Source organism: Micromonospora sp. CPCC 206061 (assembly GCF_036906915.1).
In the GTDB taxonomy this organism is placed as follows: domain Bacteria; phylum Actinomycetota; class Actinomycetes; order Mycobacteriales; family Micromonosporaceae; genus Phytohabitans.
Window position 1 is genome coordinate 1 of sequence record NZ_JBAKHX010000103.1, and the last position, 23,525, is coordinate 23,525.

The following is a 23,525-nucleotide window of genomic DNA, read 5'->3' on the forward strand; positions in this document are numbered from 1 at the left end:
ACCCCGTCTGATCACGACCGTTGACCCCACACCTCGGGTGTCCGGCCTACGGGGGGAAGCTCACCGGGAGCGTGCTGAAGGTATCGAGTGGCTGCGGGCTGCGGGTGTGTCCGTGCTTGCTGTGAAGGGACCTGAGTTGGATCTGACTAGCGCGTCTGGGCGGATGATGGCCGGCATCCTTGGCGAGTTCGACACTGCCGAGAGTGAGATCAAGGGGGAGCGGGTTGCTCGGGCTGCTCTCCAGCGTGCTCAGGAAGGCCGCGCCAACGGGGCTGTCCTATATGGATGGAGGCGGGTCTACGAGTACGACGACCAGAAGCGGGTCGTCGGCTTCCGCGATGAGGAGGACCCGGAGCAGGCTTCGATCGTCCGCGAGATTGTCCGTCGGCTGCGCGAGGCTGAGACGCTTCGGGCTATCACCGACGACCTCAACCGGCGTGGGGTTCCCGCGCCGGGGGCTGGGCACCAACGGCGCCATCGTGCGAAGGGTCAGAGCGAGGACGGCTCTCGGTGGAACAAGACCAGCGTCAAGAAGATCGCGATGCGGCCGGCGAATGTGGGGTTGCGCGTGCATCACCGTGGGCGTCCGGATGAGGTACTGATTCCGGCTCGCTGGCCGGCGCTGGTCGAGCGTGATGACCACGACGCCGTTGTGGCGCTTCTTTCCCAGGCCGCTCGCGGGTCGAATGTGCTGGTACGGCCTGGTGCTCGGGCTCATCTGCTGTCGTGGGGTATCGGGGAGTGCGGTGTCTGTAGCGGCCATTTGCGCGTGTCTCGCAAGGGCAACGCTCGGTACGGGGCCAAGAAGCTCCTGTACATCTGCGAGGGCATTGGGTGCGTGGGGCGGGACGAGTCGCGGGTTGATCTGTTCGTCCGACGGGTCGTCGTGGAGAGGTTGATGCGTCCGGACCTCGCGGACTTGCTCATCGTGGACGAGGGCGCCAAGGCGGCGGCGTTCATGCGGGCGGAGGGTATTCGCGGCAGGCTTGCTCAGGCTGCTGACGACTATGCCGACGAGAAGATCACTGCTGAGCAGTTGCATCGGATAACTGCTCGACTCAAGCCGCAGCTTGAACAGGCTGAGGCCCAAGCGCGCATGTATCGGGTGAACCCTCATGTCAAGTTGGTGCTCGACATGGCGGGGGAGCGTGCTGGGGAGATCTGGGACGAGATGAATGTTGCCCAGCGGCATGCAGTGCTCGGTGTGCTCATCGAGCGGGTGCGCATCCTGCCGGTGGCTCGGCGAGGGCCGGGATTCGACTCAAGGTCGATCGAAATCATCTGGAGGACGGGTGACCGAGCCTGACTACTCCTGGTCGGACGAGGGCATCTACATCATGTTTCCGAAAACCCGGATCGCCTCTTCTGCGTTGTCCGATCTTCGACAGTAGCAGTCTGCCCTACATCAAGAACATGTGACTATATCGGGTGCGCTGCGATGTCATGGTGCTGAACTGTCAAACTGCCGCAGAGGGACTGGTATGTGGAAGACCGTTACTCAATCCGATGCCGTTTCGTCGATATTGTCTAATCCGTATGCCTTATTAGTCGCTGGCGCCATCCTCTCCTTCTTCTTTTCGAGCGTCCTCGAATGGTCCAAGCGTAAGCGTTCGGCTAAGAAGCGCTTGTCCTGGTCGGTCGACATTGATTCTGGAATTGTTGATGTGAGTCCTGCGCACCAGCAGAAGGTACGGGTGTTCTATCAGGATCGTGAAATCCGGTCGTTGGTCGGGGTGAGGTTTCGGTTAGTCAATACCGGAAATACCACGATAAAGAACCAGTATTTGCGCTTCGTAATTCCGCGTGAGGCGAAGGTAATGGAGTTCTTGTCGGACCCACCGCCGGAGCCGGAACTCGATGTTCACGAGGTGTCCGATACGAGTAAGCCGTCTGAGCGGCGTTTCAAAATCGGCCACCTTGAGCCGGGGTGGGCTGTTGAGTTTAGAGTAATTGGCGATGGTGGTGCATGGGGGGACTGGCGATCTGGTTCGGCATTTCACCCGTATAACGCGGACGGTGATGTTGTTTTTGAACGTCAGGGCGTAGCTCGGACAAAGGAAGATCAAGAGCACGTGCGCTCTTTCGTCTTATATCTCTTGCTGTTCCTTCTACTCCCTGGGCTGATTGGGCGGATCTTTGGAGAGCGCTATTGGTTCGTTGAGCCGACCGTCGGTCTGGCTCTAGTGGCTCTCCTGATTCCACATCTCGCCCCATTTGCTCGACTTGCTCAAGAGCTCATCTCGGCCTATTTGAATGGTCGGGCGTCTACGTCTCTTGAGGCTCGGGGTGGGGAGGGATCCATATACCAAGCCGCCGGATCGATATACTTTGCCCAGAAGTCGGATGGATCCCGGGAGGCAGCGAATTGAGCGGCCTTGTTCTGAAGCGATGACCAGATTGATGGCTAGGTCTGCGTTCGTCGTGCTCTACGAAGCAGGACCAAGAGCTTCGCGCGCTGTTCTTCCGTTGCTGGCGGCGCGGCATCAACGATGGCGCGGACAACGTCGGCCCAGTCGTCGGGACCGGTCGATTGCGCGTTGGCATTTTCACTGCATGGGGCATGTTGCCGCTGCGATGCAGGTCGGTGGGCCTCGTGATCGCCGGTGCTGCGTTGAGGCATAGTCCTCCCAAGGCTGTGATCGTGGTTTGTGGCGTCGGTTGTGGTGGATCGAGAACATGTCGTTCTTCCTTCCGAGTGCTCGCGTGCGGGTTCCGCTGCGCAGCGCGCAGCCGGTCTGCGGATCTCCGGCTACGATGGCGATCCCGCTTGGGGGCGGATCGTCTCCTCATATAGAAAAGGCCGCAGAATCGGCCGAAAATTACATGCTCGTTCTCTCACATGGAGTAACAGCAAGTCACACGGGCTGGGCCGAGCCCGTGTGATAGCGATCGTCCGAGACGGCGTCGGCCAGGTCAGCTAACCGGCGTCGGCGGCCAGGATTCCCATGCAGCCACCACACTGCGTCGGCCGGGCTGCTGCGGGTTGCGGTGGCGTCCCGCGCGCCAGTGGCAACGGGCACCCAGATGTGGGCGTCGGTGAGCCGTCGGTGCAGGTTGTGTTCGCGAGCGGTGGCGTGGAGCCAGAACAGCACCGGCCAGATCAGGCCGGTGACGCGGGCGAGGGTGGCGTAGCCAGCCACCTTGTCCACGAGCCGGCCCACTGTCTCGGTCCCAGTGTCGTACTCAAGGAAGAACGGCACCGTGGCACCGTTCTCCTGCCAGATGCCGTGTCCGTCAGGACGGATGACGGGCTGGTAGTAGCGCTGTTGGTTGTCGTCCGGATCGCCTGCGAGGGCACCCGGCTCTAGGCAATGAGAGGTCGACCACCAGCGAAGGAGATGACTGCTCGGATGCGTGCGGGCGTGGCCGGCGAGCTCGACGAAGAACTGGTTGGTGCCGAGTAGGTGAGGCAGGTTGGCGCGGTTGGTGAGGTGCCAGCGGCGCTGGCGGGCCTTGTCCTTGCGGGGCAGGTCCTCACCCCGGTGGGTGGCGACTACTTCGACACCGAGTTGGTCCAGCACGTAGTGGTACGGATAGGTGCCGCCGTCCGCGCGAAACGGCCGGAACCGCGTCAGCAGGCCGGCGTCGCACAGCCGGCGTAGGCGGCGTTGCGCGAAGTCGAGCGAGGGAAACAAGGCGTGGGCGATCTGGAACGTGGTGAGTACACCGTGATCGGCCAGCCAGCCGAGCAGCGTATGGTCGCGGTCGGTCAGGCGGGACTGGATGCGAAGGAACGGTTCTGGCATAAGGACTTCCTTTCATGAGGGGGAGACCCGATAAGGGTCTGTTGGAGCAGAGCGGGGGACGGCTTCGATGCCGTTGACCTGCGCTGTGATAGCTCAGGTGGGGTCGGTTTAGGTGTCCGGATGAAGGCGGACATGCGGGCGGACAGCCAGGCGGAGACCCGCACGGGGGCCCGGACCGCAAACACAAACGCCGGCCGCCGGATGTGAGCCCGAGGGGGCTACGGTTCCGGTGGCCGGCGACTTGCCGTGTTGTGGCTGGTCTACGTCTGGCCGCGGGTGGTGGGAGTGGCCAGATACGTCGAGGCGGCGGTCAGTACTGCGCGTGCGAGGTCTTCGCGGAGTTCGGGTGCGATCTTGATGTGGTGTTCGTCGGCGAACTCGGCGACGGCTTGTGCGCCGACGCCGACAGCTATTTCCGTTGGGCCGTCGGGCTTGGGCTGTTCGCTGGGTTGAGTGCTGGTCATAGTTCCTCCTTGATGATGTTGATGAGGGCGATGGAGTCGTTGGCTGGTTCGGCGTGTTCCTTGGCCAGGTCGTTGAACAGGTTGTTGAGTTGTTCGGCGGGGCTGCCTTCGATGAGGAGGCCGCCACCGGGATGGTCGAGGTAGGCGATGTCGGGGTAGGGCTGTGGCATCCGGTAGACGGTGAAGGCGCCGAACAGTCCTGGGTGGATTTGTGTGGCGTCGCGCAGCACCTGGATCTCCACGCCCGGCAGGAACCGGGCGGTCTCGACGAGGTGTTCCAGTTGCGCGCGCAGGGCTGTGGTGCCGCCGACCGGGCGGTGTAGTGCTCGCTCGTCCACGATGGTGTGGAGCTGGACGGGTTCGGGGCGGCTGAGGGCTTTGGCGCGGGCGGCGTTGTCGTGCAGGTACTTCTCGCGCTGCTCCTTGGTGACTTTGCCGAGCTGAGCACGGCTGAGGATCTCGTCGGCGTACGCGGCGGTCTGCAGCAGGGCGGGGATGAGGTTGGGGCTGTAGACGCAGATCTGCTGTGCACGGTTCTGTACCCACCAGCGGTCGGGCATGGGACCGTGGGTGGCGTCGGATTTGATGCCGTCGCGGTACCAGTGGTCAGCTCGCCAGGCGTTGGCCGCGAGCGCGACCAGCTGGTTGCGCTGGTTGTCGTCGTAGACGCCATAGACGTCCAGCAGCCCGATCACGTGGTCTTTGCGGAACGGCCACTCGGCACGTTCGTACCTGGCGAGCGTGGAGAACTCGACGCCGAGGTAGGCGGCCACATATTTGAGGGTCAGGCCGCGTTCGTCGCGTAGCTCGCGCATACGCTGGCCCAGGTATTGGGCGCGGATGGTCTGGCTGAACTGTTCTCGTTTGGTCGGCATGGTCACCTTTCCTGTTCGGAGGGGATACGGATGGTTGGCTGGTCCACATCGGAGGCGACGCGGTAGAGGTGCTCGAATGCGGTTGCGTGGGCGTGGCTGTCTTCCAGGAACAGCCGGCCGCCTAGGTAGGGGATGTGCACTACCTGCGGTGCCGGGTAGCGGCTGGGCAGGTCGAAGATGCTGAACGCGCCGTCAACGGCCGTCGGCCGTGGTACGTCGGTGGGCAGGACGCGAATCGTCACGTTCGGCAGCGTCGCCGCCTGACGTATGTGGTCGAGCTGGTCTTGCCAGCCGCGCGGGCTACCGACGGGACGGGACAGAGCACATGCGTCCATCACCACGGTCAACTCGACCCGCTCAGGATGTAGATCGAGTCGCTGTTGGCGGTCTGCCGTGAGGCGCTGCCACGCGGCGATCCGCTCCTGACCCGCTGTTATGCCCGCTGCGGAGCGGGCCGTCTGTTCGGCGTGCGAGGGCGTGTGTAGCAGGTCGGGGATGGACAGTGGGCTGTAGCAGCGGATGTGGGTGGCGTGTGATTCCAGCCAGAGCAGGTCGGCGAATGACGCGTCGGGGACGGCGCCGTCGAAGTCCAGTTCAGAGCCGGACTGCCATACCGCTTGGGCCAGGCGTAGCAGGAGGTCCCGCTCGTCGGGGTCGTGCACGCGGTACACGTCCAGGAGTGCGTTGACGCGTTCGCGGGTGAATGCGTGCTCGCCTCGTTCAAACCTGCCGAACTCGCTCAGGTCGACGTCGAGGTGAGCGGTGACGAATCTGCGCGCCAGTCCTTGGTCGTCGCGTAGCTGACGCATTCGGCTGGCCAACCAGCGAGCACGCAATGAGGGACGGCTGTCGGTACCGTCGTAGGCTGCCACTGGTCCTCCCGCAGGTGATGCGGCACGACGGCCCACGAGTCTTTGTGGGAGGCGCTCAGCGAGCCGCCGCGCCGGCTTTGGCAAGGCGGCACCAATTCGCCGCGCGATAGCGTCGCGAGGCTGGTTGGGTTACGCCTTGACGGTTTCCGGCGTTCCGTACGGGTGCCAGTTCCGAGAAAATCGGTGATGGCGTTCCCGTGCGAAACGGTTGCCGGTAGCGTCACAGCCAAATCGCGCGATCGGCAGGGGTTGACCCGTTGACAGAGGTTGACTGTGGACTCTTTCGGTGAGGCACTACGACGAACCCGGCGCCGAGCCGGGGTATCGCTCGACGTTCTCGCTCGCAAGGTCAATTTCGACAAGAGCTACCTGTCCAAGGTCGAGAATGGGCGCCGGCGTGGCAGTCGCGTGTTCGCCGAACAGTGCGACACGGCGCTTGCTGCCGCTGGCGATCTGGTCGTCGCGTACGACGAGGACGTGCGACGTCACGAGGCGATGCCGGCTGCGGGAGTAGCGTTCGCAGACGTGTACCGCCGCACCTTCCTCAACCTCGGCGCGGCCGCCGCCGGCGCTGCGGCCTTGGCCGGCATCGACCTTGCCGAAGATGCCCTGCTTACTGAGGCGGACGTGGCCAAGCTGGACCAGGTCGTCGCGCGGCTGCGGGCGCTTGATGCCCGCCACGGCGCCGCTGGGCTGTGGGATGTCGCTGCCGCCCGAGCCCAGGGGATCGTCACGCTGCTCGACCAGGCCGAGTACAGCCAACCCGTCGGCGACGCGCTGGTGAGGCTGGCCGGCCGCGCGTACATCTGCGCGGGATGGTTGGCAACCGACGCCGGACGCCACGACGCCGCCCACACCTACTACACCGAATCACTCGCACTCGCAGAACAGGCCGCCAGCGCCGACACCCAGGTACACGCGCTCGCCAACCTCGCCCTACACGCCGTCATCCTGCGCCGACCACGACAAGCACTCCGGTACGTCGCGGCAGCCCAACGGCTCCTGCCAGCCCAGCCAGTCAGCCGGGTCCAAGCGATGCTGACCATGCGCCGCGGACGGTCGCTCGCCATGCTCGGCGACGGCCGTGAGGCAGCCCGAGCATTCACCGACGCCCGCCACACACTCGACGAGGACCGAGGGACTCCGCCCCAGTGGCTGGAGTTTTTCAACCACCCGGAGATCGACGCTGTTGAAGCTGACGCGGCACTCGATCTCCGGGACGGCAAGCGCGGAGCCGCGCTGCTAGAACAGTCGCTGGCCGCCTACGAACCGCGGTTCGCCCGTAATCGCTGCCTGCACCTTGTACGTCTGGCGAAAGCCCGCGTCACCGCACGGCAGGTTGTCGGCGCGGCTGAGGCCGCCAGCGACGCGTTGCGGCTCCTCGACGGCGACGTCGCCAGCGCCCGCGTCGGCTCCGAGTTCCGGCTCCTCACCGAACAACTCCATCCACACCGCCGGACACCGGAGGTCGCCGACGTGCTCGCCTGGTACCGAACCACGCCGTACGGGACTGCCCCGTGACCGACCTGACCATCCGCCACCACGGCGCGGCCGGCATGCGCGCCATGCGCGAGGAGATTCTGGCCCTTTACACCGAGGTGTACGCCGGACAACTCGCCGACCCGTTCCGCACGCCCGAGCGGTTCTGGGACCGCCTGGACGCATACGCCAACCGAGACGGTCTCGCGATGGTCACCGGCCACGCCGACGACGACCTGGTCGGCTTCGCCCTCGGGTACACACTGCCGGAGAACTCGCGGTGGTGGACCGGCCTACAAGGACCACATGCAGACGACGAGGAATTCACCCGCGAGGACGGCAACCGGACCTTCGCGTTCAACGAGCTGATGGTCCACCGAAGCCGGCGGGGCCACGGGTTCGGCCACGCGCTGCACGATGCGCTGCTACGCCGGCGTACCGAGCAACGTGCCACCCTCCTCGTACGCCCCGACAACGAACCTGCGCGCTCCGCCTACCTCCGTTGGGGATGGAGAATGATCGGCACGGTCAAGCCCTTCACTGATTCCCCCATCTTCGAGGTCCTCGTACTGCCCCTACGGTAAGGTCCGCTTTGGGCCTTGACGGCCTGGCCTTGGTTGTTGCGACGCGGTCGTCACGTCATGACCGTCGGATGCCTTGCGTCGGGCCGATAAGCTGCCATGAGCGCGAGTCGGGATGATCCCTAGCAGCACGTAGATGATCTTGGCGGGCCTGCTAAGCAAGTGGGCCTTTGCGGACTTGGATGGTCGAGCTTCTTACCACGAGGAGGCCCTCTTGGCTGGCTTGTTTGACGGGTTCGAGGGTTACCGCGTCCTTACCGATGTTGATGTCGATAGTGCCCTAAAAGTGGCACTCGTTGCAGTCGACGCAAACGTATTACTCAATCTCTATCGATATAATGCGCGTACGACGAACGACCTCTTGGCGATATTCGAGAGATTCGGCGACCGCCTTGCTGTTCCGCATCAGGCTATGCTGGAGTTTCACAGAAATCGGCTTGCGGCGATCGGCAACCCAGACGCCGCAGTGCAAGAGGTTCGTGCTGCTCTCCAGAAGAACCAACGGTCAACCTCAGACGCCCTCGCCCGCTGGGCAAAGCAAGTAGCACTTGCTGAAGCAGATCTCACACGCCTACAGGGCGACGTGAGTAAGGTCTTTGAGGAAGTCCTCGACGCGATCGGCAGGGCTGAGCCAGATCGGGTTCATGCCGCAACACCTGCCACCGAGGACCGTGTCCTCACCCGGCTTGGCGCGCTAGTGGAAGGAAAAGTTCTGCCGCGTCCGAAAGATGACGTTTGGAGTCAATGGATCACTGAGGGGAAGCAACGGGTCGAGGATCAGCGGCCGCCTGGGTATCTGGACGCCGACAAGGAGGACGAAAATCCTGAAGGTGCAGCGGGTGATTACCTGGTCTATTGGCAAGCTTGCCAAGAAGCTATCCAACGCCAGCTCGACCTCGTGATAATTACTGGCGATGAGAAAGAGGATTGGTGGTGGCGACATCGGTCAGTAGTGATCGGCCCCCGCCACGAAATGACGAAGGAATTTTTTGACCTAAGCAATGGACGACAGTTGTTCCTCCTGCGACCCCACGATCTACTCCTCCGATCGGCAACACTGAACGTCCAAGTCAGCCCGGACTCGCTGGAGGATGCCGGGCGAGTACAGCAGGAACTCGACCAGGTCGGCACTTGGACCCCGGAGGCGGTTACGCAGCTACTCGTGCGCTTGGACGCGGAAGGACAGCCTCAAGCGGACGTTATCCGGGAGGCGGCAGCATTGGGGGGGACAATCAGCCGGGAGGATGTCTATGGACTTTGTGGCTATAGCGACGAACGAATGCTAAGAGGGTTTACGCGACCAACCAGCAGAATCACGGCCGATCTTCAACGAGCGGGTCGTCTCCCGGACCCGGTTACGCCGATCCTCAAGCCGCTTTATCCGGACGGTGTTCGTGCCTCAGGATTTCGTGTGCCGGCCGAGGTCGTCGCCATCTTACGGGGATCGACATCTTCTTCGAGCTTCGACTCAGATGCAGATATCGAAGCCGGCCACACGGCGAGTAATTACCGGCCGCTAACGGACTGGCTCAAAGCCGAGGCCGCAGACGCCGTACCGCTAACTTTTGCTGACCTTGAGGACGTACTCGGATTTCCGCTCGCTTCCTCGGCGCGTAGTCACCTCCCGTATTGGTACTCGGTGCGCAACCCGCTCGGGAAGGCTATTGCGGCGGGAGGGTTTAAAGCTAGCGCGGTAAATCTAAGGTCTGAGACGGTCAAATTGATTCGCCGATAGTGACTGAAGCGACTGTAATTGGCGCCGGCGCGTGGCTCGACGTTTATACCTCCTGCACGATTATCGAGCCGAACTGGAAGTCTTCTGCTAAGGAATCGCTCTTCTGCTAAGGAATCGCCATGAACTTGCCGTCCGACGGAACGGTTCCAGGCGGAAGCGTCGTGATCAACAATTCAGAACGTTCCGATCTGATCTTGCTAGTCACGCTGTAGCGCAAATTTACAAGTCGCTTCGATATCTTCCAGGATCGGACTCCGAGTAAACTGCGCTCCTCTGCGGTCGGTCCCATCTGGTTCGCAGCATAAAGCCCTTCGTCACCGATCAATACGGGATGGTTGTCGTAGGACAATATCCATCTGAACTGGGCTCTGCGGCGCAGATATTCGGCTAGCCTGTAGTGCTCGGCCTTGCCAGACCAATTGATAGAGATGCCACCCTTCGGTGCGTATCCTCCAGAAGGATCGAACGATTTCCCGTAAAGTCTCATTGATCGTTCCAAATAAGGTGGATCGAGATACGTGACGACCTTATTCGGGAGAAGCTGGGGGTACCATTCGGCAACATCGACAAGGCTATGCTGCCAATCCTTGCACCAGACATCGGCTATCCGGTTTGTCGCGTACAGGTCACCGACGAATCTAAGCCGGCGCTCAATACCTTCCTTATTGAACCTGCAGTCGATGCTGTAAGGTCCGTCTTGCCGTCGGCCGCCAATTGGGCCTGCTCTTCCATGGAGAATTCCAGAGAAGGTTGTTCGATTAAGAAACAAGCACTTCATTGCAATATCTCGATCCGAAGCGCTGGACGGCTTCCAAGAACGCCAGAAGTCCCACCGTTCGAGGGTGACTGGCTCCTCCCACATCCTATCGATTAACCATTCTGTGTCCGCAGCGGCCACTTGCCAAAAGCGAGCGACAAGAGGATCAGCGTCAGCTATCAAGACCCGATTAGCTAGACCAGCCCCGGCAAGGCGAAGCGACGTAGCAGATCCTCCGGCGAAGGGCTCCAAGAAAAGCTCTGGAGGGCCAATCGAAGACCGCGCCGCGGTTATCAGTTCGCCGATTACTCCGGAAAGGCCTGATTTTGCCCCCGGATAGCGAAGTGGAGACTGATAGCGCATCAATCCGCACGAAGCATCCTTGAGCGGCGTTACGGGTTCCAGCCTGCGCGGTTCTGATGCGATGTGGGCGGGTGCAGCGTCGGTGGCCACTAGGCGGGGAGCGCCAGATGCGCGGTTCGTTGTCGTGGGCCGGGACAACCTAGTACCCACCTGAAGAACTCAGCGGGGATTTTCCGTCCAGGCCAAGCCTCCGCTTCGCTGCGAGCCGCAGGACGTCTGTTCCGACTCCGATCGGATATGCCGCCTTAGAATGGGCGAGAGCGACCGGAATTACTCCGTCCCTATACATCGAGGACCCCGTACGATCGATTACATCCAAGATTGCTGGTAACGAAGGATAGCTCTCGGGTTCTGGTTGGCCTCCATTATCGTCATATGGCTGCCCGGCCTCTGGAAGTACCGTAACGACAACCACACGTCCGTCTTTCGCCCGATAGACAAACTTCCGACCCCAATAGGTTTCCGCGCCATACGCTATGGGATTCTCGGAATTGTTGATAGCGCCGATTACCTCGTGATCAAGCACTAACAGGTCTCCAGGTTTCAACGCGTCGTGTCTCGCAAGAGTTTTTGCGTAGTCAACGAACGTGCCGGTCTTCTCAATGCCGCACAGATGTGGCCTGGAGCCCGTCGAAGGGTCCGCCATTTTCTGGAAGTATTCAAGGGCGCGGGCGCGAAGCTTGGCGGGGGGGCCGTAGACCGCCAGTGGTCCGTCCATGACGAACATCGTGCTGCGAAGCAAAGCATCCCGCGACTGTTCCCAGAGCAGGGTAACCAGTCCGACGACGACCAATAGCTCGACCACCTGCATTAGACGGCCGAGAGCCTCTTGATTCGCCCCATCTTCAATGACCTCTTCGTAGATCCGTAGCACGTCGGTTGGTAGGACGCGACCGGTACATGACGGGCAGTTCGTTCCGTCTGGACTTACAGCAATTCGACGCTGACTGCATGCGCGATTCGGGCAGTCTACCGAAAGCGTGGTCGCTGGTTTTCCGGGTCGCCCATGAAGTAGCATGAGCAATTCAAGCAAGCTTTGGTTGAGTCTGTTGACTTCGACCTTTTTAATACGGAACAGTCGATTAATGCTTTCGCGCCAAGAGTCTGAAATCGATATTCCTTCGCGCACGTATGCGCCAGCGACGGGCAAGTCGTAAGAGACCAGAGCTGAGTTGACTGCACGATTTAGGGCCACAGGATCGACGAAGCGTTCTCGTCGCTGATGCTCCATCGCCTCGAGGTCGAGCCAGATGGCAGCGGCCTGGGCGTAGCCGTAGCGAACGGATGGAAGACCGTCGCGGACCGGGACCACCATCAAAGAACCGTCGATGCCAATAGCGTTGGTCAGGCGATCGCCGCTGGTAGGCGTGGGCAAGGTTGCTCGATTGCGGATCTTCGGGGCCAGCCACGCCAAGTCGCGTACATGTTCGGATGGTACGTAAAATGTCGATCGGTCTGCCATGGCGCGAACGATTGCGTTGCCGTGTCCCAAGCGGGACGCACGTTCGAACCCGCCCGAGACAGTATCGTAGGGCATGAGTTGTCACGCTCCTGCGGGAGGCAAGGGCAACTCGCCGGCGGCCTTGCGCGCCTCGTTAACCAGGTCCCGTCCATACCGATCGATGTGAACCGGAATGATATACGGGGACGACATCGTCTTTAGCCGCACGAAGCCGCGATCCTCGTGGCTGATGATTGCGTCTCCGAATGATCTAAAGTCGTAGTAATCGCCTAGCGCCCTTACTTCCCTAGCGTTGTTCAAGTGAGCAACGACCCAATTCTTGGTATTTGCCAAAACCTGATGGTCCACACCCGTGACTTCTTGAGTCGCATAGAGCATGCCAAGGTTCAATTTGCTAGCCTGCTTGGCCATTCGTACCCATACGTCTAGGTCGTCTTTATATCTATCTGACGAGAACAGGTTGTGGGCCTCCTCAAGAATGACTTGAATATGAGGTGCCTCTCGCCCGGAGGTAAAGACGTCAGTTTGGCGCTCCATTAGGTGTTCCGCCAAATCCTCAGAAAGCCGTTGAATCACAGAGTCTGGACCCAGGTGGAGATCCACAATTACGATTCGGCCCTCGACAAGCTCGGAATAGATCTCGCTCCTGTAGTCTGTCTTCGATGATGGCGTGTGGAAAAGGCGGAGCGGCTTCAGTTTGGTGTAGCCAGATACGGATTTGCCCTGACTTTCTTGAGTATAGATCGGTTGTGCTGAACGCCACGCGTCGCCGCCGATGATTGATGCGAGTCCCGCAGCTGCATCGCCAGTGAGGTCGCCGGCTTGATCACGTTCGAGTAGCCAGTCTATGACGCGCAGCAAGGATTCTCGGGCGACACCCACGTACCCGCCATTGGCGCGCTTGACGTGGTTGGCTCCGAGTTGTCGCTCCATCTCGTCGGCGAGTGGTTTCCGCATCGAGAGCCACGCCCGCCATGGCCATTCGGTGCCGTCTGGCGCGGTGTGTGTATTTGGGATCTTGAAATCCGCTTTCGCGAGGGCGCCATAAAGTATTAGCCTGCCTCGCTCTGCTCGCTTCCTACGTTGCTGAGCATCACTGGTCGTCTCGCCCTCAACGGGTTTTCCAGTGAAGTCTGCGTGCACGAATGCGCGAACATAGTCCGAGGCGGCATCAGCAAGAGCGGCAGATATTACGCCCTTCGCGGCGTCGATTTGGGCTGGGTCGAAGAAGTTGAAACCAAGAGGCCGTACATTCGGCTGGCCTCCAATGGCGCCAAACTTGTAAATGACGACGTGGCTTGTTCCAATGGCAGCGAGTTCGGTGCCGTCCTGGGTGTTAGGGTTGGCGTACTCGCCCTGAGGGTCGAAAATCAGTTGACCAATAGGGCTGCCCTCGGAGGCGCGGCGCCTTTCAGAGACCGCAAATATGCGTGCGCAGACGGTCTTCATAGTATTCGACTTACCCATCCGCGTCATGCCGAACATGCCGGTCTTGCTACCGATAAAGTCGTTTATATTAACCTCAACTGTTACATCCTCCTGCTTTGCAGCGGTTGCGCGGCGCCTCGTGGATGAGTAACGGACTGCGCCGATTCTTACCATCTCAGGGGATTCGGCGTCTGGCTTTACGTAAGATGCGATGGCTCGTAGGCCGTCGGCGAACGGCTTAAATACGCGGTAGGCCGACGTGGCGTAGAAATTGTCGACGTCGTGCCCGAATTGAAGCACATGACGACCATCTCTTTTCTCCTCATAGAATGTGCCGAGGATCCGACAATCCAGTCCTGTAAACGAGACTCTATTTCTCGTGAACGGGTCGAGATTGATGTCGAGGATGCTGGATGGTGAAGGGTCCTCATTGCGTGACAATGCCTCGCGTAGCGCCTCCTCCCGGACCCCGAGTAGGTCGCGTTCAAGGGCTAGCGGCCCCGTCCCTTCAACCCGCAGGAGAAGAACCTCGTCATCGTCGCCGCCGCCGGTTCCGACCTCACGCGCCGTTGCGAGCAGAAAGGAGAACTGTGGTATGCCGCCGGCGTCGGCCTTCCAACGATCGTGGGTGATCACGATGGCCCGGTTATAGTCCAGACTCTGGATGGCTCCTACGCGCATCGCCCGGTCGTCCGCTAGGAGGACTGTTTCGAACAACGTTCCTGCGCCGACGTTGGGGATGAGGTCTGGCACTAGCGTTCTCCTCCTCGGCCGAGCTATCGGATGTGGATAGTGGACTCCGTCCCTGGACTGACCATGACGGGACCTCCACGATGTCGAGCTTTGGCAACAAGTGCAAGTGCGTTGGCCTAGAGGCTTGTGGCTAGGCGTGGCCGGCCCACAAGATTCTCTCCTGGCAGCAGACCGAGATGAGCGGGGACACGCGGAATCGGAGCCTCGTGGCCGCCGTGCCTTGTGGCTCTTGGTCTCGCCGCGCACCGAGACTGGTCGCACACTGCAACCCCTCGGGACAAGGTAGATGAAATCGCCGCAGGCTAGTTGTGCGGGAAGATCACACCAGTGGCAAGCTCTCCGCAGGTAGCTCCAGTTACGTGGCGGAGGCTTAAACGGCGGTCCCTGCGATCGGAAACCTGACAGATGAAGGTCACGACCGGATCGGCGATCACAACTAGGGTCTGCTCCTATGTCGATCGCCTTTGACCTGTGGGGTCAGCGTGGCTGGGCACGCGTTGACGTCGCCGGTGAGTCGCATCATGCCAAGGCCATCCGAGCGGTGGTCGGCCCGGACCTGAAGTCCGGTGGCTCCGAGATCAAGGTCGACGTTCAACTCCTGCCCGAGCCCAACAACCGCTTCGACCGCAACGCCATCGCGGTCTGGTGTGGCAACCACCAACTCGGCTACCTGCCAAAGGAAGTGGCGCCGCAGTACGTCTCGGTGCTGTCGGGGCTGGTCGCCAACGGGTGGACGCCGCAGGTTCAGGCTCGCATCTGGGCCTCGGTTTTCTCATACGACGACGAGCCAGGGCGCGGAGAGTTCCACGCCAGCGTCACGCTCGACCTGGCCGAGCCGCACATGCTCGTGCCGACGAACATGCCACCGAATGGTGAGCACCGGACGCTGCCGCTGGGCAATGCCATCCAGGTGACCGGCGAGGACAGACATCTCGACGCGCTCGCGCCGCATCTACGGCCCGAAGGGGAGACCTGGGCCTACGCGACCCTGCACGAGGTTGTCGAAGAGACCGCCAGGACATCCAAGGCGATCGTCGAGATCAGGATCAACGACGAACGGGTCGGGCAGCTCACGCCGAAGATGAGCAGCGAGGTGCTGCCGGCGATCCGGCACCTCGCCGAGGCCGGCGTGACGACTGCGGCGCGTGTGATCGTCAAGGGAAACCGCATCAAGGCCGAGGTCGTGCTCTACGTGGCGCGCGCCCACGAGTTGCCGGACGAGTGGCTCCGCGAGACGGCGCGCGCACGACAACCAGCCGTCGCCGTGGCCACCGCCTCATCTGCACCATCGCCAGCGGCGGCGTACGAGCCTCCGCGTCAGCACGCTCCTATCCCGCCTCCGCCTACCTCGATCCGGTTCACCGTGCCGCCGGGCTGGCCGACTCCTCCGCAGGGATGGGCTCCACCGTCTGGATGGCGGCCCGATCCGTCGTGGCCGCTGGCTCCGGAGGGCTGGCAATGGTGGGTGCCGGCCTGGGACTGAGCGACCGAGACGCGGAGCCGAGCAGCCGACGGACGTGGCGTTCTGACACGCCGACCGCAGCAGCGATGTCCGAGGCGGTCGCATCGGGACGCTCGGCGCGGACGGCCGCGATGGCTGCGCCTGTCACGGCGGCGCTACGGCGTTGAGGGGCCGCGCCGTTGGCAGAGACAGTGTCCGGACCTACCGCGCCCGACGCGTCCGGAACCGCTGCGGACATGTCCGGACGGGGGCGGCGGGTCCGGGACAGCATCTCCACCACGAGCAGAAGAGCCACCGCTGGCCAGGCAGCCACCACACGGGCACCGAGACTCGGCTGGGCAGCGGCGATGTTGGCAGCCATGGAAGCGCCGACCCCGGCGACGAACGCGATCCGAGCGGACCACCGCACCGGCCGCTCGGCCCGCCGGTCGTCGACCATCGCGGTGGAGGCGACGACGAGCATGCCGTCGACCGAGATGGGCAACACGTACGCGACCTCGGCTCGTTCGCCGTAGGCGAGGGCGACGTCGACCATGTGACTCCACGACGACCAGGCCGCAATGGAAGCGACCGCCGCAGTGCTGACGTTCCGAGCGAGCCGGCCGGCGTTCATGCGACCACCTCGGCCTCGATACGACCGCGCACGAGTTCCGCCTCCGCCGGATCGAGCGCAGGCCGAGAACCGATCACAAGCCGCATCTGCGCCTCGGCCCACCGCGTCCAGCGGCGAACAACCTCCGCACGGTCCAAGCCGCACGCAGCCGCAACCTCGGCGAGGGTGGCGCCGGAGAGAAGGGCATGGTGCACAGTCAGCGGCTGCCACCGTGTCCACCAGGCCACGACGGCAGCGGCGAGCGCCAGCTCCGTCAGATGACCGCCAGCATCGCTGGGTGAGAGCAGCGCATGCTCGCGCAGCTCCAGCAACAACGCGTACGGGCTACGGCGTTCAGCTTCGGCGAACGTAAGGGACATCGGGACTCCTCAGGCATAGAGCCCGGGAGTCCCGACGCGCGACAGCTACCAGCCGCGAGCCCGCCACTCTGGGATCGAGCCGCGCTCGGCTCCCAGGGTCGAATCCCTGCCGTGGCCCGGATAGAACCAGGTATCGTCAGGGAACCGCCCGAAGACTTTCGTCTCCAGATCGGTCATCAGCGAGTCGAAGTCCCGCGGATCTGTTGTCCGGCCAGGACCCCCGGGGAAGAGGGAGTCGCCGGTGAAGAGGTGGGGGATGCCGGCCGGGTCGCGATACAGCAGTGCTATCGATCCCGGCGTGTGCCCGACCACGTGGATGACTTCGAGGGAACAGTCGCCCACCGACACCGTGTCGCCGTCGGCCACCGTCTCTGACGGTACCGGCAGCTCGCCCGCGTCGGCGGCGTGGGCGATCGAGCGGGCGCCTGTCGCTGCGACCACCTCTTCCAGAGCTACCCAGTGGTCCATGTGCCGGTGCGTCGTGACTACAGTGGACAGTCCACTGTCGCCGGTCAAGGAGAGCAGGCGCGGTGCCTCGTTGGCGGCGTCGATGAGGATCTGCTCGCCCGTCGCGTTGCACCGCAGCAGGTATGCGTTGTTGTCCATCGGGCCGACGGACACCTTGGTGATGGTGAGCGCGTCGAGTTCGCGGACGTCGGGCGGGCTGCCGGGGCTGACGTCTCCGGTGTACGGCATTTTCACATCCAAGCGGGCACGGACGGCAGCGGGCCGTCGGGGATGACGCGCAGATCCTTGCCGGTGGAGCGGCCGGCCAGCCAACCGGCGAGGGCGTGTGACGGGCCGGCGACGACGGGGCCGCCGGAGCCCAGGGCCAGGTCGTGGCCCAGCTCGTCGGGGCGCAGGATGAGGTGCGGGGCGTCGTCGCGCTTGCCGAAACCGTTCAGGAGCTCGCGAAGCAGGTGCTGGCTGAACGCGTCGGGCCAGTCGGCGGTCGTGTATCCGGCGTCGAGGTCGACGTGGTGGACCTCGACCTCGCGCAAACGGTCCCAGACCACGATGGCGGCGGGAACCTGGCGGCCGCCGAGCTTTTCGAGGGTCGCGGCCCAGGCGGACGCCGGCATGTCCGCGGCCAGCTCGGCGAAGCGGGCGGCGGAGGCGCGCAGGTCTTCGACCTGCTCGGTGAGTGGGCGGCCGGCGCCGGCCTCGATGTCGGCGGCGCGGGCTTCCTTGCTTGGGTACGCCGGCGTGCGAACCCCGGTGCGCGCCCAGTTGAGCAGGTTGACGTACGCGTCGGCGTTGCGCGCGAGGTGGGTCAGCACATGCCCCCGCGTCCACCCCGGCAGGGAGGAGGGTCCATCGGCGTCGCCGAGGGTGGCGGCGGTGCGCAGCACCCGGTCGGTGGCCTGGTCGAGCTGCGGCAACAGGACGAGCGGATCAGCGGTCATGCGCCGCCTCCCGCAGCCGGCCCGGAGTCGAGGGAGCGCAGCGACCGAGCGCAGGGTCGGCTACAGGGAGGCTTCGAGGCGCATGACCCGCGTGAGCGGAGCGAGCGCCAGCTAGGTCGGTCACACCCCGACCCTACAGAAATCAGTTCCCCCCAGCGGAGGATGACCTTACTGTCTGTTCAGACGCGTCACGCAGGCCCGAGAGGAGGTGAGGACCGACATGGGCTTCCTCGCCTCGACCCGCCCGCGGTTTTAGGGCTTCCTTCTCTCACAAAGGTTCTCCGATGACGTTCGACCTGACGTCCCTCGGTTGGGACGGCTCGTATCCGAAACTCGACAACCACCATCGACCGGGCCGTGTGGTTCGCGCGGACCGCGGGATATGCACTGTGCTCTGCGCCGGCGGCGCGGTGCGGGCCAGCCTCGGTGGAAACGTGATGGCGGCGGCCGCACGCGATCCTGCCAACCTGCCGTGCGCCGGCGACTGGGTGGCCGTGCGGGCCTGGCCCGACGACCGGCTGACCATCGAGGCGGTTTTACCCCGCCGCACCGCCATCGTCCGGCGCACTTCCGACAAGGACTCGACGGGTCAGGTTCTCGCCGCCAACATCGACGCGGCGGCCGTCGTCGAGCCCATGCATCCGACGCCCGATGTCGGGCGGATCGAGCGGCTGCTGGCGCTCGCCTGGGATTCTGGCGCTCAGCCTGTCGTCGTACTCACAAAATGCGATCTGGCGGCGGACCCGGACTCTGTCGCCGCGGACATCGCGGCGTTCGCGCCTGGTGTGGATGTCGTCGCGGCGAGCGCGCTGCGCGGCGACGGCCTCGAGCGCCTGCGGCCGCTGGTCGCGGCCGGGCGCACGCTCGGCCTGCTCGGTCCGTCGGGCGCGGGCAAGTCCACGCTGGTCAACGCCCTCGCGGGCGCGACGGTCATGGGCACACAAACCATCCGCCGCGCGGACGGCAAAGGACGACACACGACCACATATCGGGCCTTGATTCCGGTACCGGGGGGAGGGGCGGTCCTGGACACGCCTGGCGTGCGGGCGGTCGGGCTGCTCGACGGGTCGGAGGGGCTCGACCAGGCCTTCGCCGACGTGGCGGACCTGGCGGCTGAGTGCCGGTTCAGTGACTGTCGTCACGAGGACGAGCCGGCGTGTGCGGTGCGAGCGGCGGTCGAGTCCGGCGACCTGGCGCCGCGGCGGCTCGCGAGCTGGCGGCGGCTCCAGCGGGAGATCGCGTTCGAGGCGCGGCGGCGAGATGTCCGCCTGGCCGCTGAGGAGCGTGCGCGGTGGCGCCGGATTCACCGGGAGGTGCGCGCCAGGCATCGCCCGTGAGGTGCGGGAATGCGGCCGCGCGGGAAATTGTCGTACCCCGGGACTAGAGTTGCTCCGGCAGTTACTGGTGTTCGAAAACTCTGGTTTTGACAAGCCCAGCGTTCGAAAAATCTTCCCCCGGGGGCAGGTAGTGTCCGACCGACTGATCATCCGTGGCGCGCGCGAGCACAACCTTCGCGACGTCAACCTCGACCTGCCACGGGACGCGATGATCGTCTTCACCGGGCTGTCCGGATCGGGTAAGTCCAGCCTCGCCTTCGACACGATCTTCGCGGAGGGGCAGCGGCGTTACGTGGAGTCGCTGTCGTCGTACGCACGGCAGTTCCTCGGTCAGATGGACAAGCCCGACGTCGACTTCATCGAGGGCCTCTCGCCGGCCGTGTCGATCGACCAGAAATCGACCTCGCGTAACCCGCGCTCGACCGTGGGCACGATCACTGAGGTCTACGACTACCTGCGGCTTCTCTTCGCGCGCGTGGGCGAGCCGCACTGTCCCAAGTGTGGGCGGCCGATCTCGCGGCAGACGCCCCAGCAGATCGTCGACCGGGTGCTCGCGATGGATGAGGGGACCAGGTTCCAGGTGCTCGCGCCGGTCGTGCGCGGCCGCAAGGGCGAGTATGTCGACCTGTTCGCCGAGCTGCAGTCCAAGGGGTACGCCCGGGTGCGGGTCGACGGGGTCGTGCACCCGCTCACCGAGCCGCCCAAGCTGAAGAAGCAGGAAAAGCACACCATCGAGGTGGTGATCGACCGGCTCACGGTCAAGGCGAGCGCCAAGCAGCGGCTCACCGACTCGGTCGAGACCGCGCTGCGGCTGGCCGCGGGCGTGGTGATCCTCGAGTTCGTCGACCTGCCCGAAGATGACGAGCACCGCGAGCGCACCTTCTCCGAGCACCTGGCCTGCTCGTACGACGACCTGTCGTTCGAGGCGATGGAGCCGCGCAGCTTCTCCTTCAACGCGCCCTACGGCGCCTGCCCCGAGTGCACCGGCCTCGGCACCAAGAAGGAGGTCGACCCGGAGCTGGTCGTCCCCGACGTCGAGCGCACGCTCCGCGAGGGCGCCATCCAGCCGTGGGCCGGCGGCCAGACGTTGGAATACTTCCTGCGGCTGCTCGAAGCGCTCGGCGAGGCCGAGCACTTCGACATCGACACCCCGTGGCGCGCACTGCCCGCGCGGGCGCAGAAGACCATCATGTACGGCGTCGAAAACCAGGTGCACGTCCGGTACCGCAACAAGTACGGCCGGGTGCGGTCCTACTACACCGGGTTCGAGGGCGTGGTGCAGTGGTTGGAGCGGCGGCACTCCGACACCGAGTCCGACTGGTCGCGTGACAAGTACGAGGGGTACATGCGCGACGTGCCGTGCCCGACGTGTGGCGGGGCGCGGCTCAAGCCCGAGGTGCTGGCGGTCACCATCGACGGCCGCAGCATCGCCGAGGTCTGCGGCCTGTCCGTGGGCGACTGCGCCGACCTGCTCGGTGCGCTGGTGCTCAACGACCGCCAGAAGATGATCGCCGAGCGGGTGCTCAAGGAAATCAACGCGCGGCTGCGATTCCTGGTCGACGTGGGGCTCGACTACCTGTCGCTCGACCGGCCGGCGGGCACGCTCTCCGGCGGTGAGGCGCAGCGCATCCGGCTCGCCACCCAGATCGGGTCCGGGCTGGTCGGCGTGCTGTACGTGCTCGACGAGCCGTCGATCGGCCTCCACCAGCGCGACAACCATCGGCTCATCGAGACGCTCGTGCGGCTCAAGAAGCTCGGCAACACGCTGATCGTCGTCGAGCACGACGAAGACACGATCCGCACCGCCGACTGGATCGTCGACATCGGGCCGGGCGCGGGCGAGCACGGTGGCCGCATCGTGCACAGCGGCTCGGTCTCCGGGTTGCTGGAGAGCGAAGAGTCGCTCACAGGCGCCTACCTGTCCGGGCGGCGGTCGATACCCACGCCGGGCACCCGGCGCATGCGCATCCCGGGGCGGGAGCTCGTCGTGCAGGGCGCGCGCGAGCACAACCTCAAGGGGCTGACCGTAGCGTTTCCGCTCGGGCAGTTCATCGCCGTCACCGGGGTGTCCGGGTCGGGCAAGTCGACGCTGGTCAACGACATCCTGTACACGGTGCTGGCCAACCAGATCAACGGCGCACGCATGGTGCCGGGGCGGCACACCCGCATAACCGGGCTCGACGAGGTCGACAAGGTGGTCGGCGTCGACCAGTCGCCGATCGGGCGTACGCCGCGCTCCAACCCGGCCACCTACACGGGCGTGTTCGACCACATCCGCAAGCTCTTCGCCGAGACCACCGAGGCCAAGGTACGGGGATACGGGCCGGGGCGGTTCTCGTTCAACGTCAAGGGTGGCCGGTGCGAAAACTGCGCCGGTGACGGCACGATCAAGATTGAGATGAACTTCCTCCCTGACGTGTACGTCCCGTGCGAGGTGTGCAAGGGCGCCCGGTACAACCGGGAGACGCTCGAAGTGCACTACAAGGGGCGCACCATCTCCGAGGTGCTGGAGATGCCGATCGAGGAGGCGTCCTCGTTCTTCGAGGCGATACCGGCGATCCACCGGCACCTCAAGACACTGGTCGACGTGGGGCTCGGATACGTGCGGCTTGGCCAGCCGGCGCCGACACTGTCCGGTGGTGAGGCGCAGCGGGTGAAGCTGGCGTCCGAGCTACAGAAGCGGTCGACCGGCCGCACGGTGTACGTGCTCGACGAGCCGACCACCGGCCTGCACTTCGAAGACATCCGCAAGTTGCTGCGAGTCTTGGAGAGCCTGGTCGACAAGGGCAACACGGTCATCGTCATCGAGCACAACCTCGACGTGATCAAGACGGCCGACTGGCTGATCGACATGGGCCCCGAGGGCGGTCACAAGGGCGGCATGGTGATCGCCACCGGCACGCCCGAGGAGCTGGCCGAGGTGGCTGAGAGCCACACGGGGCAGTTCCTGCGGCACGTGCTCGGGCTCGACGGGAAGCCCAGCGGGGGTGCGGAGGCCACATCGCGGGCGGCCAAGGCCAACGGGGTGGCGAAGAAAGTCACCTCGCGGGCGGCCTCGACGCGTGTGGGGGCGGCTTCCGAGGCGTCGCCGCCGGAGGCGACGGCCGGCAAGGGTGGCGCCGCGGGCGCGTCCAGGAGCAGGGCCGCGTCGAAGAGTACGACCGCGTCGAAGACCGAGGCTGCCTCGGAGACCGCGGCTGGGGCGAAGGGTGAGGCTGCCGGCGCGGCGAAGGCCGCGAAGGCGGCGCCGAAGGCCCGGCGCGCTCCGGCCAAGTCTCGCGGCTAACGTCCATCTCTTTCCCGGACCGGCTACGCCGGCCCGGGACTGTCCGCGCGCCCCGCCCGTCCGCCCGCACGTCCGCACGTCCGCCCGCGCGAGGCCGCCGCACCCACCGATCAAGGGCAAATGCACGTGGTTGGATCTCTTTTCCGCGTGCGTTTGCCCTTGATCCATCGAGATCTCCTTGATCGGTGGCCGAGCCGCCGGCGGACGCCGCAACCAACCCGGGCGCGCACGGTGCGAGCGCCACACGACAAGCCCAGGCGCCGCACGGTGGCGCGAGCCCTGCCCGCAAGCCCAGACCACCGCATGGTGCGGCCCGAACCACGCCCCCCGCTGCGAATCGACCCGCGGATCAGAGCGCCTGCCGAACCGCAAGGCCCCGGCCTCGACGCTGCGCCGAATCGCCTACTCTCGCGCCATCGACCAAGGAGATGTCCGTCGATCAAGGGCAAACGCGCGCGGAAAAGAGATCCAACCACGTGCATTAGCCCTTGATCTGTGAAGGCTTGTGTCAAGTGGTGATGGCGTTGGTTTGGATGAAGCGGTAGAG

17 protein-coding genes and 2 pseudogenes are annotated in these 23,525 nt (G+C 64.2%); 8 read left to right on the forward strand and 11 right to left on the reverse strand.

The genetic code is table 11. From position 1 onward, the window contains the following. Window positions 1-37 precede the first annotated feature (37 nt). Window positions 38-1,306 carry a recombinase family protein gene (locus V6V89_RS37035; protein ID WP_334624339.1) on the forward strand — a complete coding sequence of 423 codons (1,269 nt, stop codon included), beginning with the start codon at window positions 38-40 and terminating at the stop codon, window positions 1,304-1,306. Between the two features lie 175 nt (window positions 1,307-1,481). Beyond that, complete coding sequence (locus tag V6V89_RS37040; protein WP_334624324.1) at window positions 1,482-2,369, forward strand: hypothetical protein; 888 nt, start codon at window positions 1,482-1,484, stop codon at window positions 2,367-2,369. 486 nt (window positions 2,370-2,855) lie between these two features. On the opposite strand, the gene V6V89_RS37045 is transcribed toward V6V89_RS37040, so the two are convergent. The 4 genes from V6V89_RS37045 to V6V89_RS37060 form a co-directional block, all read right to left on the reverse strand. After that, entirely contained in the window at window positions 2,856-3,746 is an 891-nt protein-coding gene (locus tag V6V89_RS37045) for a replication-relaxation family protein (protein WP_334624325.1), read from the reverse strand. Window positions 3,747-4,006: 260 nt separating this feature from the next. Next, complete coding sequence (locus tag V6V89_RS37050; protein WP_334624326.1) at window positions 4,007-4,210, reverse strand: hypothetical protein; 204 nt, start codon at window positions 4,208-4,210, stop codon at window positions 4,007-4,009. After that, the gene (locus V6V89_RS37055; protein WP_334624327.1) at window positions 4,207-5,085 is read right to left on the reverse strand and encodes a helix-turn-helix domain-containing protein; all 879 of its coding nucleotides are present in this window, start codon (window positions 5,083-5,085) and stop codon (window positions 4,207-4,209) included. The genes V6V89_RS37050 and V6V89_RS37055 overlap by 4 nt, the downstream gene beginning before the upstream one ends. Window positions 5,086-5,087: 2 nt before the next feature. Next, window positions 5,088-5,993, reverse strand: coding sequence for a helix-turn-helix domain-containing protein (locus V6V89_RS37060; protein ID WP_334624328.1), 906 nt, complete (start codon window positions 5,991-5,993; stop codon window positions 5,088-5,090). 237 nt (window positions 5,994-6,230) lie between these two features. Here V6V89_RS37060 and V6V89_RS37065 point away from each other — a divergent pair, with 237 nt between their 5' ends. The 3 genes from V6V89_RS37065 (at window position 6,231) to V6V89_RS37075 (ending at window position 9,752) form a co-directional block, all read left to right on the forward strand. Beyond that, complete coding sequence (locus tag V6V89_RS37065; RefSeq protein WP_334624329.1) at window positions 6,231-7,478, forward strand: helix-turn-helix domain-containing protein; 1,248 nt, start codon at window positions 6,231-6,233, stop codon at window positions 7,476-7,478. Next, window positions 7,475-8,020 (forward strand): GNAT family N-acetyltransferase, encoded by a 546-nt coding sequence (locus tag V6V89_RS37070; protein WP_334624330.1) that lies wholly within the window; start codon window positions 7,475-7,477, stop codon window positions 8,018-8,020. Before V6V89_RS37065 ends, V6V89_RS37070 begins: the two co-directional genes overlap by 4 nt. Window positions 8,021-8,153: 133 nt before the next feature. Further along, on the forward strand, window positions 8,154-9,752 hold the full coding sequence (locus V6V89_RS37075) for a PIN-like domain-containing protein (protein ID WP_334624331.1): 1,599 nt from the start codon (window positions 8,154-8,156) through the stop codon (window positions 9,750-9,752). Between the two features lie 106 nt (window positions 9,753-9,858). Here the strand turns inward: V6V89_RS37075 and V6V89_RS37080 are convergent, their stop codons facing one another. The 3 genes from V6V89_RS37080 to V6V89_RS37090 form a co-directional block, all read right to left on the reverse strand. Then, entirely contained in the window at window positions 9,859-10,872 is a 1,014-nt protein-coding gene (locus tag V6V89_RS37080) for a DNA adenine methylase (protein WP_334624340.1), read from the reverse strand. Between the two features lie 139 nt (window positions 10,873-11,011). Continuing rightward, entirely contained in the window at window positions 11,012-12,409 is a 1,398-nt protein-coding gene (locus tag V6V89_RS37085) for a hypothetical protein (RefSeq protein WP_334624332.1), read from the reverse strand. A gap of 6 nt (window positions 12,410-12,415) precedes the next feature. Further along, on the reverse strand, window positions 12,416-14,515 hold the full coding sequence (locus tag V6V89_RS37090; protein ID WP_334624333.1) for a helicase HerA domain-containing protein: 2,100 nt from the start codon (window positions 14,513-14,515) through the stop codon (window positions 12,416-12,418). Between the two features lie 451 nt (window positions 14,516-14,966). Here V6V89_RS37090 and V6V89_RS37095 point away from each other — a divergent pair, with 451 nt between their 5' ends. Then, window positions 14,967-15,998 carry an HIRAN domain-containing protein gene (locus V6V89_RS37095; protein WP_334624334.1) on the forward strand — a complete coding sequence of 344 codons (1,032 nt, stop codon included), beginning with the start codon at window positions 14,967-14,969 and terminating at the stop codon, window positions 15,996-15,998. Window positions 15,999-16,236: 238 nt separating this feature from the next. Here the strand turns inward: V6V89_RS37095 and V6V89_RS37100 are convergent. The 4 genes and pseudogenes from V6V89_RS37100 to V6V89_RS37115 all read right to left on the reverse strand — a co-directional run. After that, window positions 16,237-16,590 (reverse strand): annotated as a pseudogene (locus tag V6V89_RS37100) (DUF2637 domain-containing protein); the annotation flags it as partial. Continuing rightward, on the reverse strand, window positions 16,587-16,949 hold the full coding sequence (locus tag V6V89_RS37105; protein WP_334624335.1) for a hypothetical protein: 363 nt from the start codon (window positions 16,947-16,949) through the stop codon (window positions 16,587-16,589). The gene V6V89_RS37105 and the pseudogene V6V89_RS37100, both read right to left, overlap by 4 nt. A 45-nt stretch (window positions 16,950-16,994) precedes the next feature. Next, on the reverse strand, window positions 16,995-17,645 hold the full coding sequence (locus V6V89_RS37110; RefSeq protein ID WP_334624336.1) for an MBL fold metallo-hydrolase: 651 nt from the start codon (window positions 17,643-17,645) through the stop codon (window positions 16,995-16,997). Window positions 17,646-17,647: 2 nt separating this feature from the next. Further along, a complete protein-coding gene (locus V6V89_RS37115) occupies window positions 17,648-18,355 on the reverse strand; it encodes a maleylpyruvate isomerase family mycothiol-dependent enzyme (RefSeq protein WP_334624337.1) in 708 nt (235 codons plus the stop codon). Between the two features lie 284 nt (window positions 18,356-18,639). Here V6V89_RS37115 and rsgA point away from each other — a divergent pair, with 284 nt between their 5' ends. Then, window positions 18,640-19,692: a ribosome small subunit-dependent GTPase A gene (gene rsgA, locus V6V89_RS37120; RefSeq protein ID WP_334624338.1), complete on the forward strand. Its 1,053-nt coding sequence runs from the start codon at window positions 18,640-18,642 to the stop codon at window positions 19,690-19,692. 130 nt (window positions 19,693-19,822) lie between these two features. Continuing rightward, a pseudogene (gene uvrA / locus V6V89_RS37125) lies at window positions 19,823-22,777 on the forward strand (excinuclease ABC subunit UvrA); the annotation flags it as partial. Window positions 22,778-23,525: the final 748 nt, after the last annotated feature.

Bases quoted from the DNA above. Each gene is read 5' to 3' on its own strand.
- V6V89_RS37040 (WP_334624324.1), top strand. From the start codon at position 1,482: ATGTGGAAGACCGTTACTCAATCCGATGCCGTTTCGTCGATATTGTCT.
- V6V89_RS37045 (WP_334624325.1), bottom strand. From the start codon at position 3,746: ATGCCAGAACCGTTCCTTCGCATCCAGTCCCGCCTGACCGACCGCGAC.
- V6V89_RS37050 (WP_334624326.1), bottom strand. From the start codon at position 4,210: ATGACCAGCACTCAACCCAGCGAACAGCCCAAGCCCGACGGCCCAACG.
- V6V89_RS37055 (WP_334624327.1), bottom strand. From the start codon at position 5,085: ATGCCGACCAAACGAGAACAGTTCAGCCAGACCATCCGCGCCCAATAC.
- V6V89_RS37075 (WP_334624331.1), top strand. From the start codon at position 8,154: ATGATCTTGGCGGGCCTGCTAAGCAAGTGGGCCTTTGCGGACTTGGAT.
- V6V89_RS37080 (WP_334624340.1), bottom strand. From the start codon at position 10,872: ATGCGCTATCAGTCTCCACTTCGCTATCCGGGGGCAAAATCAGGCCTT.
- V6V89_RS37085 (WP_334624332.1), bottom strand. From the start codon at position 12,409: ATGCCCTACGATACTGTCTCGGGCGGGTTCGAACGTGCGTCCCGCTTG.
- V6V89_RS37095 (WP_334624334.1), top strand. From the start codon at position 14,967: ATGTCGATCGCCTTTGACCTGTGGGGTCAGCGTGGCTGGGCACGCGTT.
- V6V89_RS37105 (WP_334624335.1), bottom strand. From the start codon at position 16,949: ATGTCCCTTACGTTCGCCGAAGCTGAACGCCGTAGCCCGTACGCGTTG.
- V6V89_RS37110 (WP_334624336.1), bottom strand. From the start codon at position 17,645: ATGCCGTACACCGGAGACGTCAGCCCCGGCAGCCCGCCCGACGTCCGC.
- V6V89_RS37115 (WP_334624337.1), bottom strand. From the start codon at position 18,355: ATGACCGCTGATCCGCTCGTCCTGTTGCCGCAGCTCGACCAGGCCACC.
- rsgA (WP_334624338.1), top strand. From the start codon at position 18,640: ATGACGTTCGACCTGACGTCCCTCGGTTGGGACGGCTCGTATCCGAAA.